The 14,664-nt window shown below is 69.6% G+C and carries 15 protein-coding genes; 14 read left to right on the forward strand and 1 reads right to left on the reverse strand.

Annotated elements, in window-relative coordinates; genetic code table 11:
* Positions 1 to 3 precede the first annotated feature (3 nt).
* The 8 genes from ligK (at position 4) to BMY35_RS18585 (ending at position 7,979) form a co-directional block, all read left to right on the forward strand.
* The gene (gene ligK / locus BMY35_RS18550; protein WP_093202042.1) at positions 4 to 705 is read left to right on the forward strand and encodes a 4-carboxy-4-hydroxy-2-oxoadipate aldolase/oxaloacetate decarboxylase; all 702 of its coding nucleotides are present in this window, start codon (positions 4 to 6) and stop codon (positions 703 to 705) included.
* Positions 706 to 744: 39 nt separating this feature from the next.
* Positions 745 to 2,100 carry an MFS transporter gene (locus BMY35_RS18555; protein WP_093202045.1) on the forward strand — a complete coding sequence of 452 codons (1,356 nt, stop codon included), beginning with the start codon at positions 745 to 747 and terminating at the stop codon, positions 2,098 to 2,100.
* A gap of 73 nt (positions 2,101 to 2,173) precedes the next feature.
* Positions 2,174 to 3,478: a gallate dioxygenase gene (locus BMY35_RS18560; protein WP_093202048.1), complete on the forward strand. Its 1,305-nt coding sequence runs from the start codon at positions 2,174 to 2,176 to the stop codon at positions 3,476 to 3,478.
* Positions 3,479 to 3,514: 36 nt separating this feature from the next.
* Positions 3,515 to 4,501, forward strand: a complete 987-nt coding sequence (locus BMY35_RS18565; RefSeq protein ID WP_093202050.1) for a Bug family tripartite tricarboxylate transporter substrate binding protein — start codon at positions 3,515 to 3,517, stop codon at positions 4,499 to 4,501.
* A gap of 11 nt (positions 4,502 to 4,512) precedes the next feature.
* Positions 4,513 to 5,505 carry a Bug family tripartite tricarboxylate transporter substrate binding protein gene (locus tag BMY35_RS18570; protein ID WP_093202053.1) on the forward strand — a complete coding sequence of 331 codons (993 nt, stop codon included), beginning with the start codon at positions 4,513 to 4,515 and terminating at the stop codon, positions 5,503 to 5,505.
* A 23-nt stretch (positions 5,506 to 5,528) separates the two neighbouring features.
* On the forward strand, positions 5,529 to 6,377 hold the full coding sequence (locus tag BMY35_RS18575) for a metal-dependent hydrolase (RefSeq protein ID WP_093202054.1): 849 nt from the start codon (positions 5,529 to 5,531) through the stop codon (positions 6,375 to 6,377).
* Between the two features lie 19 nt (positions 6,378 to 6,396).
* On the forward strand, positions 6,397 to 7,287 hold the full coding sequence (locus tag BMY35_RS18580) for a DUF1932 domain-containing protein (protein ID WP_093202057.1): 891 nt from the start codon (positions 6,397 to 6,399) through the stop codon (positions 7,285 to 7,287).
* 2 nt (positions 7,288 to 7,289) lie between these two features.
* Complete coding sequence (locus BMY35_RS18585) at positions 7,290 to 7,979, forward strand: substrate-binding domain-containing protein (protein ID WP_177213661.1); 690 nt, start codon at positions 7,290 to 7,292, stop codon at positions 7,977 to 7,979.
* Here the strand turns inward: BMY35_RS18585 and BMY35_RS18590 are convergent.
* Complete coding sequence (locus BMY35_RS18590; protein WP_093202059.1) at positions 7,976 to 8,893, reverse strand: LysR family transcriptional regulator; 918 nt, start codon at positions 8,891 to 8,893, stop codon at positions 7,976 to 7,978. The two genes, BMY35_RS18585 and BMY35_RS18590, sit on opposite strands and share 4 nt — an antisense overlap.
* A gap of 77 nt (positions 8,894 to 8,970) precedes the next feature.
* On the opposite strand from BMY35_RS18590, the gene BMY35_RS18595 reads away from it, so the two are divergent.
* The 6 genes from BMY35_RS18595 to BMY35_RS18620 all read left to right on the forward strand — a co-directional run bounded on the left by BMY35_RS18595 (position 8,971) and on the right by BMY35_RS18620 (position 14,645).
* A complete protein-coding gene (locus BMY35_RS18595) occupies positions 8,971 to 9,840 on the forward strand; it encodes an HpcH/HpaI aldolase/citrate lyase family protein (RefSeq protein WP_093202062.1) in 870 nt (289 codons plus the stop codon).
* Positions 9,841 to 9,878: 38 nt separating this feature from the next.
* On the forward strand, positions 9,879 to 10,859 hold the full coding sequence (locus BMY35_RS18600; RefSeq protein ID WP_093202065.1) for a tripartite tricarboxylate transporter substrate binding protein: 981 nt from the start codon (positions 9,879 to 9,881) through the stop codon (positions 10,857 to 10,859).
* A 19-nt stretch (positions 10,860 to 10,878) separates the two neighbouring features.
* Positions 10,879 to 12,060 (forward strand): CoA transferase, encoded by a 1,182-nt coding sequence (locus tag BMY35_RS18605; protein ID WP_093202068.1) that lies wholly within the window; start codon positions 10,879 to 10,881, stop codon positions 12,058 to 12,060.
* Between the two features lie 3 nt (positions 12,061 to 12,063).
* Positions 12,064 to 12,939, forward strand: coding sequence for an amidohydrolase family protein (locus tag BMY35_RS18610; RefSeq protein WP_093202070.1), 876 nt, complete (start codon positions 12,064 to 12,066; stop codon positions 12,937 to 12,939).
* 23 nt (positions 12,940 to 12,962) lie between these two features.
* On the forward strand, positions 12,963 to 13,925 hold the full coding sequence (locus BMY35_RS18615; RefSeq protein WP_093202073.1) for a Bug family tripartite tricarboxylate transporter substrate binding protein: 963 nt from the start codon (positions 12,963 to 12,965) through the stop codon (positions 13,923 to 13,925).
* Between the two features lie 150 nt (positions 13,926 to 14,075).
* On the forward strand, positions 14,076 to 14,645 hold the full coding sequence (locus tag BMY35_RS18620; protein WP_093202075.1) for a thioredoxin family protein: 570 nt from the start codon (positions 14,076 to 14,078) through the stop codon (positions 14,643 to 14,645).
* Positions 14,646 to 14,664: the final 19 nt, after the last annotated feature.

The following is a 14,664-nucleotide window of genomic DNA, read 5'->3' on the forward strand; positions in this document are numbered from 1 at the left end:
AACATGTCTGCCACTCCCCTCCCCCAGGAACTCGGCGTAGTGCACCGCAACGTGGTGCGCGCGGATGCCGCCGCCGTCGAAAAGCTCTCGCGCTTCGGCGTCTCCACCGTGCACGAGGCGCTGGGCCGCCTCGGCCTGATGGCACCGCGCATCCGCCCCATCCACCCCGAGGCGCGCATGTGCGGCACCGCCGTCACCGTGCTGCTGCAGCCCGGCGACAACTGGATGCTGCACGTGGCCGCGGAGCAGATCCAGCCCGGCGACGTGGTGGTTGCCGCCTGCACCGCCGACAGCACCGACGGCTTCTTCGGCGACCTGCTCGCCACGTCGTTCAAGGCGCGCGGCTGCAAGGGCCTTGTGATCGACGGAGGCGTGCGCGACGTGCGCGACCTCATCGCCATGGACTTCCCGGTGTTCAGCCGCGCCATCCACTCCAAGGGAACGATCAAGGCCACGCTGGGCTCGGTCAACGTGCCGGTGGTCTGCGCCGGAGCGCTGGTGCAGCCGGGCGACGTGGTGGTGGCGGACATCGACGGCGTGGTGGTCGTGCCCGCGCAGCTCGCGGCGCGCGTGGCCGATGCCGCCGAGGCGCGCGAAGCCAACGAAGCCGGCAAGCGCGCCCGCTTCGCGGCCGGCGAGCTGGGGCTGGACATGTACGGCATGCGCGAGCCGCTGGCCAAGGCCGGCCTGCGCTACGTGGACTAGACCGGGACCGCCTGTTCAGAACAACGAGAGACAACAGCAATGAACAACCCGGCCCGTATCGACGTCAAGGCCTTCATCGACGAACGCCCCATGAGCGCCATGCAGTGGCTGCTGCTGGTGCTTTGCTTCCTCGTGGTCGCGGCCGACGGCATGGACGTCGCGATCATGGGCTTCCTCGCGCCCTCCATCCTGCAGGAATGGGGCGTGTCGCGCGCGGCCTTCGGCCTCGTGATGAGCGCCGCGCCCATCGGGCTGGTTTTCGGCGCGCTCGTGGCCGGCCCCGCATCGGACCGGCTGGGCCGCAAGACGGTGCTGACGGCTTCGGTGTTCCTGTTCGGCGTGTTCACGGTCGCCACCGCGTTCGCGCAGGACCTGACGCAGATGGCCGCGCTGCGCTTCCTCACCGGCCTGGGCCTGGGCGCGGCGATGCCCAACACCACCACGCTGCTGTCGGAATACGTGCCGCAGCGTTCCCGCTCGCTGCTGATCGCGGTGATGTTCACCGGTTTCAACCTGGGCTCGGGCGTGGTGGGCTTCGCGGCCGCGTGGCTCATTCCGCACTTCGGCTGGCGCTCGGTGCTGGTGATGGGCGGCGCGCTGCCGCTGGTGCTCGTGCCCCTGCTGCTGGCGCTGCTGCCCGAGTCGGCCCGCTTCATGGTCGTGCGCCGGCAGCCGGCCGAGCGCATCGCCGCCGTGCTGGGCCGCATCTGCCGCACCGTGTTTCCGGCCGGCACAACCTTCATCGCGACGGAGCCACCGGTCGCGGCGAAGAAGCCCATCGGCGTGCTCTTCTCGCGCGGCTACGGGCTGATGACGCTGGCGCTGTGGGCCACCTACTTCATGGGCCTGCTCGTCATCTACCTGCTGACCGGCTGGCTGCCCACGCTCATCAAGGACGCGGGCCTGCCCATCGAGACCGCCGCGACCGTGACCGCGATGTTCCAGATCGGTGGAACGGTCGGCGCCATCCTCGTCGGCTGGACGATGGACCGCGTCGCGCCGACACGCGTCATCGCCGCGGCCTATGCGGCCGGCGCGGTCTGCATCCTCTGCCTCGGCTCGGCGGGCGCGCTGTCGGCATCGCTCGCGCTGCTCGTGGCGCTGGCCGGCTTCTTCATGAGCGGCGCGCAGACGGGCCTCAATGCCTTCGCGCCCGGCTGCTACCCCACCATGGCGCGCGCCACCGGCGTGAGCTGGATGCTGGGCATGGGCCGCTTCGGCAGCATCGTCGGCTCGATGTTCGGCGGCGTGCTGCTCACCATGGGCTGGGGCTTCGGCGCCATCGTCTCGCTGCTTGCCCTGCCTGCGCTGCTGGCGGCGGGCGCGGTGCTCGGCGCCCGGGCCGCCGAAGCCGACGACGACTCCGCCGGCAAGCCCGAACTGGCGCGGGGCTGAACCCGCATGCCGGCTCCTTTCTTCGCACTTTCTCCCATCATCGCGCCGCACAGGGCGCAGGAGTAACCCCAACATGGCCCAGATCATCGGCGCCGTCGCCTGCTCGCACACCCCCACCATCGGCTTCGCCTTCGACAAGAACAAGCAGGACGACCCGGTGTGGGCCCCCATCTTCGAGGCCTTCGCGCCGGTGCGGCAGTGGCTGGCCGAGAAGAAGCCCGACGCGCTCTTCTTCATCTACAACGACCACGTCAGCTCCTTCTTCTTCGACCACTACTCGGCCTTCTCGCTGGGCGTGGGCGAGCGGCACGAGGTGGCCGACGAGGGCGGCGGCGCGCGCGACCTGCCGCCGCTGGCCGGCCATCCGGCGCTGGCGCGGCACATCGGCCGCTCGCTGGTGGCCGACGAGTTCGACATGTCCTTCTTCCAGGACCGCGCGCTCGACCACGGCGTGTTCTCGCCGATGTCGCTGCTGTGCCCGCACAAGCCGGCATGGCCGATTCCGGTGATTCCGCTGCAGGTCGGCGTGCTGCAGTCGCCGGTGCCCTCGGCGCGGCGCTGCTACCGGCTCGGGCAGGCGCTGCGGCGCGCGATCGAGAGCTATCCGGACGACATCAAGGTGGCCATCGTCGCCACGGGCGGCCTCTCGCACCAGGTGCACGGCGAGCGCGCGGGCTTCAACAACACGGCATGGGACGCGCAGTTTCTCGAACTCATCGAGAACGACCCGGTGCGCCTGACCGAGATGACGCAGGCCGAGCTGGCGACGCTGGGCGGCATGGAAGGCGCCGAAGTCATCATGTGGCTGGTGATGCGCGGCGCGCTGTCGTCGAACGTGCGCAAGACGCACCAGAGCTACTACCTGCCCTCGATGACAGGCATTGCCACCGCCATCTACGAGAACCTGGCGAGCCCGCCCATCGCTGGCGAGGTAGAGCGCCACCGCCAGCGCGTGGCCCAGGAGCTGGCCGGCGTCGAAAGACTGCAGGGCACCTACCCGTTCACGCTGGAGACCAGCGTGCGCGCCTATCGCCTCAACAAGTTCCTGCACGGCATGACGCGCCCCGCCCATCGCGAAGCATTCCTTGCCGACGAGGAAGCAGCCTTCGAGGCCGCCGGCCTGACGGACAAGGAGCGCGACATGGTGCGCCACCGCGACTGGCGCGCGCTGATCCAGTACGGCGTGATCTTCTTCATGCTGGAGAAGCTGGGCGCGGTGGTGGGCGTGTCGAACCTGCACATCTACGCGGCGATGCGCGGCCAGTCGCTGGAGGACTTCCAGCAGACCCGCAACGCGCCCGGCGCGCTGTATTCGGTGGCCGGCAAGGATGCCGCGCCGCAAGCCTGGGACAACGCCGCGGCACCGCAGCCGCGCTGAGCCCCCTTCCCTGCATTCGATTCGGAGACAAATAAGATGACGAGAACCCTGCTTTCCCGGCGCCTTGCGCTGGGCATGGCCGCACTGGTCGCGTTCGGCCAGTTCGGCACGGCCGGCGCAGCCGATGCCTTTCCCTCGAAGCCCCTGAAGATCCTGGTGGGCTACAGCGCCGGTGGCGCGGTCGATGCCATCGCCCGCTCGGTGGGCCAGCGCATGTCGGCCATCCTCGGCCAGCCGATGGTGGTCGAGAACAAGCCGGGTGCCGGCACGAACATCGCGATCAAGTCGGTCATCACCAGCCCGCCCGACGGCTACACGCTGCTGCTGGCCGCCAATGCGCTGGCGGTGAACCCCTCGCTGTTCCAGCCCGCGCCCTACGACCTGGAACGCGAGCTGACGCCCATCGCCTCGGTCGGCCGCGTGCCGGTGGTGTTCACGGTGCGCGAGGAATCGCCGATCAGGACGCTGCAGGAGCTGGTCGCGGCGGCCAAGGCCAAGCCAGGCGGCGTGACGGTCGCCACGCCCGGCAACGGCTCCACGCCGCATCTCGCGATGGAGCTGTTCCAGCACACCGCCGGCCTGCAGCTGCGGCACGTTCCTTACAAGGGCGGCGCGCAGGCGCTCACCGACGTGCTCGGCGGCCACGTCGAAGTGGTGGCGGTCAACGCGCTCGAGGCGCTGCCGCTGGCCAAGTCCGGCAAGCTGCGCGTGCTGGCGGTGATGAGCGCCGAGCGCTCGGCCGTGCTGCCGGGCGTGCCGACCGTCGCGGAGTCGGGCTACCCGGGCTTCGAGGCCAGCGTCTGGTACGGCTTCGTCGGGCCGGCCGGGCTGCCGAAGCCGGTGGTCGAGAAGCTGCACGACGCGGTGCAGAAGGCCATCGACTCGCCCGAGGTGCGCAACCAGCTCGCGGCGGCGGGCGGCGTTCCGCTGCCGGGGCCGACGGCGCAGTTCGACAGGCTGCTCAAGGCCGACGTGGCGCGCTACGGCAAGCTGATCCGAGAAGCCGGCATCAAGCCCGATTGAGGACGAAGGCCATGACCACAGGCATCACCCGTCGCCAGGCCCTCGTCGCGGCCACGGCCCTGCTTCCGGCAAGCCGCGTCGCCATGGCGCAGCAGGCCTATCCCTCCAAGCCGATCCGCATGGTCATTCCCTTCACGCCCGGCGGGTCCACCGACGTGCTCGGGCGAGCCATCGGCATCGAGCTGGGCCGTGCATGGCACCAGCCGGTGGTGGTCGACAACCTGCCCGGCGCGGGCGGTTCCATCGGCGCGGACAAGGTGGCGAAGTCGCCCGCGGACGGCTACACGCTGCTGATGGGGCACATCGGCACGCTGGCGATCAACCCTTCGCTGTACCCGAAGCTCGACTACGACCCGGTGCGCAGCTTCGCGCCGGTGGCCTGGGTGGCGCGCGTGCCCAACGTGCTGGTGGTGCACGCCTCGGTGCCGGCGCGTTCGCTGGCCGAGCTGGTCGCGCTGGCGAAGACGCGTCCGGGGCAGCTGGCCTTCGGCTCGGGCGGCAACGGCAGCGCGGCGCACATCGCCACCGAATACCTGAAGCTGCAGACGGGGGCCTCGTTCATGCACGTGCCCTACAGGGGCACGGCACCGGCCGTCACCGACCTTCTGGCGGGCCAACTGCAGCTGCTCTTCACCGGCGCGCCCGCGCTGCTGCCGCACATCAAGGCCGGCAAGCTGCGCGCGCTGGCTGTGTCTAGCCCGAAACGCATCGCGCTGCTGCCCGACGTGCCGACGGTGGCTGAAAGCGGCGTGCCCGGCACCAAGGACTTCGAGGCCGACCAGTGGTACGGCGTGGTCGCTCCGGCCGGAACGCCAGCGGACATCGTCGCCATGCTGAACAGGCAGATCAACCAGTCGCTCAATGCGGCGGAGGTTCACGCGCGGCTCGCGGCCGAGGGTGCCGAGCCCACGCCCACCACGCCGCAGGCCTTCGGCGAGCTGATCGCGAGCGAGATGAAGCGCTGGAACCGCGTGATCAAGACCGCCCGCATCACCGTCGACTGACATCACGCAGGAACACCACGAACATGAAGCTCCTCGCCCGTCTGCTTCTCGCCATCGTCACCGCGATGCTGCTCGCCGCCTGCGCGCAAGCACCTCAATCGCCGCAATCGCCGCAGGCCAGGGGCGGCGGCAAGACCGAAGTGCTCTGGCTCGGCCAGTCCGCGTTCCGCATCACCACGCCGGGCGGCAAGGTGATCGTGACCGACCCGTGGCTCAAGCAGAACCCGCTGACGCCCGCCGAGTACAAGAACCTCGAAGCCTTGGGCAAGGTCGACGTGCTGCTGGTCACGCACGGCCACCTCGACCACTTCGCCGACGCGCCGGCGCTCGCGCAGCTCAACCAGGTGCCGATGTACGCGCCCGGCGACATGAACCAGACGGTGAGCGTGCTCGGCATCCTGCCGCCCGCCCTGGCGCCGCGCTTCAACAAGAGCGGCACCATCACCCCGGTGCCGGGCATCAAGGTGACGGCCGTGCACGCCGAGCACTCGTCGATCATCGTGTGGAAGAACCCGGCCACCGGCAAGGACGAGGTGCACCCCGGCGGCGAGCCGGTGGGCTACATCATCGAGCTGGAGAACGGCTTCCGCATCTACCACATGGGCGACACGGGCCTGTTCGCCGACATGAAGTTCATCGCCGACTACTACAGGCCCGACCTCGTGCTGATGCCCATCGGCGGCCACTTCACGATGGGCCCGGCCGACGCGGCCTACGCCACGCGCGAATGGCTGCGCCCGCCCGCGGTGATACCGATGCACTATGGCGCCAACCCGCTCGGCAAGGGCACGCCGGACGAGTACATCCGCGCACTGGGCAGCACCGGCACGCGCGTGCTGGCGCTGAAGCCCGGCGAGAAAGCCATCTTCTGAAGGAAGGACACGCACGATCATGGGAATCACACTGGGCCTCATCGGCTACGGCGAGGTGGGCGGCATCTTCGGACGCGGCCTGCGCGAGAAAGACGGCGTGGACGCCGTCTGGGTCTGGGACAAGCGCTTCGCCGATCCCGCCACCGGCGCTGCGGCGCGCGCCGCGGCCGAAGGCGACGGGATGAAGGTTGCAGGCGGCATGCAGGAACTGTGCAGCCACGCCGGCCTGCTCGTCTCGGCCGTCACCGCATCCAGCACGCTCGCCGTGGCTGAGGAGGCCGCGCGCCACGGGCGCAGCGGCAGCCGCTTTCTCGACCTCAACTCGGCATCGCCCGGCACCAAGCAGAGCGCGGCCGCCGCGCTGGAGGCCGCGGGCGTCGCCTACGTCGAGGCCGGCGTCATGACCTCGGTGCCGCCCTACGGCATTCGCGTGCCGATGCTGCTGGGCGGCGCGCAGGCCGACGCGCTCGCCGCCACGCTGGCCGGCTGGGGCATGGACGTGCGCGTGGTGAGCGACCGGCTCGGCATCGCCTCGGCGATCAAGATGAGCCGCAGCATCATGATCAAGGGGCTGGAGGCGCTGGTCATCGAGAGCTACGCCACCGCAAGGCGCTACGGAGTCGAGGAGCACGTGCTGCCGACGCTGAAGGAGACCTTTCCGCAGATCGACTGGGAAAAGCAAGGCGCCTACTTCTTCAGCCGCGTCGTGCAGCACGGCAAGCGCCGCGCCGAGGAAATGCGCGAGGCGGCGCAGACCGTTCGCGAAGCCGGCTTCGAGCCGCTGATGACGTCGGCCATCGCCGCCAAGCAGGACTGGGTTGCCGCGCAGGCGCGCGACGGGCTGTTCGAAGGGCTCGACGCATCGAGCAACTGGCAGGCCTACGCGGACCGGCTCATCGGGCGCAAGTGAGCATGGCCGGTTCGATCAGGGGCATCAGCTCCATGGCCACCAAGGGCCTTCTGGCGGAACTCGCCACTGCGTACACGGGCGCGAGCGGCGTGCCGCTCGCTTTCGAAGCGGTGGGCGGCGTGGATGCCGCGCGGCGCGTGTCGGCGGGAGAGCCCTTCGACGTGGTGGTCCTGGCATCGGATGCCATCGACAAGCTGGCGGCCGCGGGCAAGGTGGATGCGTCGCGCAAGGTCGACGTGGTGCGCTCGGGCGTTGCGGTGGCGGTCGCCGCCGGAGCGGCGCGGGTCGACATCTCCACCGGGGAAGCGGTGCGCCGTGCCGTGCTGGACGCGGCCCGCATCGCGTACTCGACCGGGCCCAGCGGCGTTGCGTTGATCGCGCTGTTCGAGCGATGGGGCATCGCCGACGCGATCAGGGAACGGCTGGTGCAGGCCGCTCCCGGCGTTCCGGTGGGCTCGCTGGTCGCGCGCGGGGAGGCCTCGCTGGGCTTCCAGCAGTTCAGCGAGCTGATCGGCGTCGAAGGCATCGAACTGCTGGGGCCTCTGCCGCCGGAGATACAGATCACGACCGTCTTCAGTGCCGCACCGGTGGCGAATGCCTCCAGGCCGGATGCCGTGGACGGGCTGCTCGCCTACCTCGCCTCGCCGGCCACCGGGGACGCCAAGCGCCGGCACGGCATGGAGCCGGCCTAGCGCGCGGCCGGCTTGCGGGAGCCGCTGCCGTTGCCATTGCCCTTCGCGGCAGTGACAAGCCCCGCGCTTTCGACGAAGCCGTGGATCAGCCTCAGCCGGGGCGAAGACCGCATCCACAGGATGCCGAAGCGCCGCGTCTCCGAAGGCAGCGGCAGCGGGATCTTCACGATGCGCTGCCCGTCGAGCAGCGGCGAGGCGATGTCGGGCACGACCGCCACGCCGAGGCCGCGGTCCACCATCATCGCTATCGCCAGCAGCGAGCTGAGTTCGAAGCGCTCCTGCGGCACGATGCCCGCCGCACGCAGGTAGCGGTCGGCCTGCTTGCCGCCGCCGAGGTTGCGGTCGTAGCGGATGAGCGGCGATGTGCGCAGCAGCTCGTGCGGATCGCGCCGCGCGAGGCGGCTGGGCGCGAGCAGCACCAGCGGCTCCTCGCGCAGCAGGGCCCAGTCGAAAGTCTTGGCGAGCGCGAACGGCGGATATAGGCATACGGCCGCGTCGAGCTCGCCCTGCTGCATCGCCTTGTAGAGCGTGGCGGTGGTGCCCGACTGCAGAAACACCTTGACGCCCGGATGCGTCTTCACGAAGCGCGCGAGGATGTCCGGCAGCAGGCTGTGGATGGCCGTGTTGATGGTGCCGACGAGCAGCTCGCCCCCGGCCGCCTCGCTGCCGACCAGCGCCTTGATGTCGCTCACCTCGCGCAGCAGCGTGCGGGCTCGCTGCACCAGCCGGTGCCCGGCCTCGGTGGGCTGCACCGTGCGGCCGGCGCGCGCGAGCAGCGGCGCGTTGAGCTCGCGCTCCAGCGCGCGGATCTGCTGCGCCACCGCGCCGGGCGTCAGGTCGAGCCGGCGCGCGGCCTCGGACATCGAGCCCGACTCCACCACCAGAAGAAAGCTTTGCAGGTAGGCCGTTTCCATGAAGATAGATTTTCTGCGATGTGATCGCAGCAAACAGCTGTTTTTCTCATCTCATGAACCGGGAACACTGCCCTCCCATGAGAAGCAAGCTATTCGTTCCCGGCACCCGCCCCGAACTGTTCGCCAAGGCGCTCGCCGGCGAAGCGGACGCCATCAGCCTCGACCTGGAAGACGCCGTGTCCGAGCCGCGCAAGGACGAGGCGCGCGAGACCGTGCGCAGGTTCCTCGAAAGCGGCGAGGCCGCTTCGTCGCGCAAGACGCTGATCGTTCGCGTCAACGCCATGGACACGCCGCACTTCGAGCGCGACGTCGCGGCGGTGGCGCGCACCGGCGTGCACCTGATCAACCTGCCCAAGCCGCAGAGCCCCGCGCATGTGCGCGCGGCCGCCGAAGCCATCGAGCGCGCGGAGCGGGCCAACGGCGTGCAGGCACCCATCGGCCTTCTGCTGAACATCGAGACGCCCAACGCGCTGCGCACGGCCGCCGAACTGGCGCTGGCGCATCCCCGCGTGGCTGGCCTGCAGCTGGGTCTGGGCGACCTGTTCGAGCCGCTGGGCATAGCCCGGCGCGAGCCTTCGGCGATCCGGCAGGCGATGTTCGCGGTGCGCATCGCGGCCGGCGAGGCAGGCCTGTATGCCTACGACAGCGCCTTCGCGAACATCCGCGACGCCGAGGGTTTCCGTGCCGAGGCGATGCTGGCACGCGACCTCGGATTCCTCGGCAAGACCTGCATCCACCCGAGCCAGATCGCCATCGCCAACGAGGTGTTCCGTCCTACCGACGAGGAGATCGCGCATGCCTGCAAGGTGGTCGAGGCGGCGCGCGATGCCGATGCCAGGGGCGTCGGCGCCTACGTGGTGGACGGAAAGATGATCGACACCCCCTTCGTGATCCGCGCGCGCGCCATCGTCGAGAGCGCACGCAGCCTGGGCTTGATTCCTGGCTGAACTGCCTTCCATCAATAAAAGAAACCGGAGACAAGAAAATGCATTTCCCATCCTTCCTTCGTCCGCGAGCGCTCGCCGTCGTCGCGTTTGCCGCATTCGCCGGCGCCGCGTTCGCCCAGGGCGGCTATCCCAGCAAGACCATCACCATCGTCGTGCCCTACCCGGCCGGCGGCTCCAACGACACCTTCGCGCGGCAGGTGGCCAAGGAGCTGGGCGACCAGCTCAAGCAGCCGGTCATCATCGACAACCGCCCTGGTGCGAGCGGCAACACCGGCACGGCGCAGGTGGCGCGCTCCGCGCCGGACGGCTACACGCTGGTGGCCGTGTCGTCGAGCATGACGACCAACGCTGCGGTGCAGACGAAGCTGCCCTTCGATCCGGTCAAGGGCCTTGCGCCGGTGGCGATGTTCGCCAAGGGGCCGTTCATCGTCGCGGTCAACAACGAGTTTCCGGCGAAGACGCCGGCCGAGCTGATCGCCGCCATCAAGGCGAAGCCGGGCCAGTACAACTACGCCTCGTCCGGCTCGGGCAGCGTCAACCAGTTCGGCACCGAGCTGCTCAAGGCCAAGGTGGGCGACCTGCAGATCGCGCACATCCCGTACAAGGGCATGGGCCCGGCCGTGACCGACCTCGTGGGCAACCAGACGCAGCTGCTGATCTCGAGCGGCCCCTCGCTGCTGCCGATGGTGCGCGCCGGCAAGCTGCGCGCGGTGGGCATCACCAGCCTGAAGCCCAGCCCCATCGCGCCCGACCTCACGCCCATTTCCACCGCCGTACCCGGCTACGAATTCGAGCTCTGGTGGGGCCTGCTGGCCCCGGCGGGCACGCCGGCCGACGTGGTCACCAAGCTGAACGGCGCGGTCAACCAGATCCTGGCCAAGCCCGAGATCACCGCCAACTTCCTGCGCGAAGGCGCCATCGCGACGCCGCTCACGCCGGCGCAGTTCGGCACCGTCATCGCCGACGACGTGGAGCGCTGGAAGAAGCTGGCAAAGCAACAGAACATCACCGCAGACTGAGCAAAGAAAGAGAAAGCCCATGAGCATCACCGCCCCTGACGACACGCGCCTGCCCGAACGCCGGGGCCCCGCCGGGCCGCTGAGCGGCCTGCGCGTGCTCGACCTGAGCGCCTACATCGCGGGCCCCTACGGCTGCTCGCTGCTGGCCGACCAGGGCGCGGAAGTCATCAAGATCGAGCCGCCCACCGGCGACAACCTGCGCAAGTACCCCTCGACGCTGGAAGCCGAGAGCCGCGCCTTCATCGGCGTGAACCGCAGCAAGCTGGGCGTGATGCTCGACCTCAAGAACCGGGAAGACCTGGCAGCGCTGATGGAGCTGGTGCGCACCGCCGACGTGCTGGTGCACAACTTCCGCCCCAGCGTGCCGCCCCGGCTGGGCATCGCCTACGAGCAGTTGAAGGCGGTGAACCCGCGGCTCATCTACTGCGCCGTCACCGGCTACGGCGAGACCGGGCCGCTGCGCGAGAAGGCCGGCTACGACCAGGTGCTGCAGACCATGACCGGCATGTGCGCGCTGCAGGGCAAGCGCGGCGAACCGCCCGAGATCATCTACGGCTCGGTGGTCGACTACTACGCAGCCGCGCTGGTGGCCGCCGGCGTCGCCTCGGCGCTGTACGAGCGGGAGAAGAGCGGCGAAGGCCAGTTCGTCGGCGTCTCGCTGCTGCGCTCGGCGCTCACGATGCAGTCGGCGCGCATGGTGTGGGCCGAGGGCGAGCCCAAGGACGTGGGGCGCGACATGCGCTCGGGCGGCATCACGGGCATCCACCCCACGCGCGAGGGGCACATCTACATCTCGGCCAACACGCCGCACTTCTGGCAGGCCCTGTGCGCGAAGGTCGGGCTGCCGGAGCTGGCGGCCGACGAGCGCTACGACTCGGTGCGCAAGCGCGCGCAGCACGCGGCTGAGATCGTGCCGAAGCTGCGCGCCGCGCTGGCCGGGCGCACCGCGCTCGAATGGGAAGAGCTCTTCGGCGAGGAAGTGCCCTGCTCCGCCGCCCGCACGGTGGAAGACATGTTCGACAACGAGCAGGTGCTGGCCGAGGACATGGTGGCGAACTTTTCTCATCCCACGCTGGGTTCTTACCGCGGCTTCACCCGCCCTGTGCGCTTCGGCCGCACGCCGGGCCCGGAGCCTTTCGCGGCGCCGACGCTGGGGCAGCACACGTCGGCCGTGCTGGCCTCGCGAGGCAAGGACGACTGAGCCATGCACGACGAGTCCGCCGTGCCCCACAGCAGCGGCACGCGCAAGCCACGCATCGCGGCACCCGAAGGCGCATGCGACGCGCACATCCACGTGTACGACCGCCGCTTCACGCTGCACGGCTCGCCCGACGCGATGCTGGACAACGCCACCGCCGACGACTATCGCCTGCTGCAGCAGCGCACCGGCACGCAACGCACGGTGATCGTGCAGCCGCGCGTGCACGGCACCGACAACAGCGTGACGCTGGCGGCCATCCAGGCACTGGGCGTGGAGCGCACGCGCGGCGTTGCCGTGGTGCGGCCCGAGGTAAGCGATGCCGAGTTGCAGCATCTGCACGCGGGCGGCATCCGCGGCATCCGCTTCACGCTGTACACGGCAACGAACGCGACGACAGATTTCTCCATGGTCGAGCCGCTGGCGCATCGCGTTCACGCGCTCGGCTGGCACGTGCAGCTGCACTGGAGCGCAGACCAGATCGCCGCGCACTCGGCGCTGCTCGAGCGCCTGCCCTGCACGGTGGTGTTCGACCATCTCGCCCGCTTGCCGCAGCCCGATGGCCTCTCGCACCCCGCACACGGCGTGGTGAGCCGGCTGCTCGACAACGGCCGCACCTGGATCAAGCTGTCGGGCGCGTATCTCGACTCCGCCCTCGGCGCCGAAGGCGGCTATGCCGACACGGTCGAGATCGCCCGTGCCTGGGCACGGCAGGCACCCGAACGCATCGTGTGGGGCAGCGACTGGCCCCATCCCACCGAGCGCACGGCCAAGCCCGACGACGCGCAGCTCTTCGACCTGCTGGGCGAATGGGTGCCCGACGAGGCCGCGCGCCGCCGCGTGCTGGTCGACAACCCGGCGCGGCTCTACGACTTTTCCTGAAATACAAGCCCCGAGACATCGAAATGAAGAAGCGACTCCTGAAATCCATCGCCACGCTGGCCGCCTGCGCCGTTCCCCTGCTGGGCTGGGCCGCGTGGCCCGACAAGCCGATCCGCATGGTCGTGCCCTACGCGGCCGGCGGCGGCGCCGACAACACGGCGCGCATCGTCGCGCAGCAGATGAGCGCCTCGCTGGGGCAGCAGATCGTCATCGACAACAAGCCCGGCGCGGGCGGCGTGATCGGCGCCGACAACGTGGCCAAGGCGGCGGCCGACGGCTACACCGTGCTCTACGACGCCTCGGCGTTCTCGGTGAACCCCTCGCTGCGCAAGCTGCCCTTCGACGCGGCGAAGGACTTCATTCCCGTTTCGCTGGTGGCCACCGCGCCGCAGATCCTCGTCGTGCCGGCGACCGCGCCGTACAAGACCGTGCCGGAGTTCATCGACTACGCGCGCAAGAACCCGGGCAAGCTGAGCTTCGCGTCGGCGGGCGGCGGCACCGGCTCGCACCTGGCGGGCGAAGCGCTGAACGAGCAGGCGAAGATCAACCTCATGCACGTGCCCTACAAGGGCGGCGCGCCCGCGCTGACCGACGTGATGGGCGAGCAGGTGTCGGCCTATTTCGGCAATGTGGCCTCGACGCTGGGCTACGTGAAGAGCGGAAAGCTGCGCGCGCTGGGCGTGAGCTCGCTCAAGCGCGTGCCAGGGCTGCCCGAGGTGCCGACGCTCGCCGAGTCGGGTCTGCCCGGCTACAACGTGGTCGAGTGGAACGGCGTGTTCCTGCCCAAGGGCACGCCCGCCGACATCGTGCAGAAGCTCGGTAAAGCCGTGCAGGCCGCGGTGAACGATCCTGCCGTGCGGCAGAAGCTGCTGCAGCTGGGCCTGGAGCCGGCCGGCACCACGCCCGAAGCATTCGCGAAGTTCGTGCAGGACGAGACCGGCAGGGTGAGCGCGCTGGTTCGCTCGCGGAACATCAGGGTCGATTGAGCGTCGCGCCCGGCGGCGCGTGAAACGTAGTGTGCGGGCTGCGTCCCGCGGATACAGAGGAATACGCAATCCGCGCCACTGGCGGGCACCCCGGCGAAGAATCGGTTCCGTTCACAGACGAACGCCCGTCACTCTTCCGAAGGAACCGCCATGCGCTTTCGCTCTTCCGCCCTCTATTTCGCCGTTGCCGTCGCCGCCTCGGCGGCCGCCCTCACGCTGACCTTCGCGGCACCCTCGCCGTTCGGCGGCGACATACCGGCTTCCGAAGCCGTTGCGGCGCCCGAATTCCAGAACATCGACACCTGGCTCAACTCGCAGCCGCTCAAGCTGAGCGAGCTGCGCGGCAAGGTGGTGCTGGTCGACTTCTGGACCTACACCTGCATCAACTGCCTGAACCACCTTCCGTACGTGAAGGACTGGAACCAGAAGTACAAGGACAAGGGCCTGGTGGTCGTCGGCGTGCACACGCCGGAGTTCGCGTACGAGAAGTCGACGAAAAACGTGAAGGACGCCATCGAGCGCCTGCAGATCAGGCACGCGGTGGCGCAGGACAACAGCTACGGCACCTGGAAGGCCTTCAGGAACCAGTACTGGCCGGCCGTGTACCTGATCGACAAGCAGGGAAAGATCGTCTACTCGCACTTCGGCGAGGGCAGCTACGGCACGACGGAGAAGAAGATCCAGGCGCTGCTGGCCGAGCCTGCGCCTGCCGGGATCTGAAACAGCGCTGTTGTCCGGG

Source organism: Variovorax sp. YR750, assembly GCF_900109805.1.
In the GTDB taxonomy this organism is placed as follows: Bacteria; Pseudomonadota; Gammaproteobacteria; order Burkholderiales; family Burkholderiaceae_C; genus Variovorax; species Variovorax gossypii.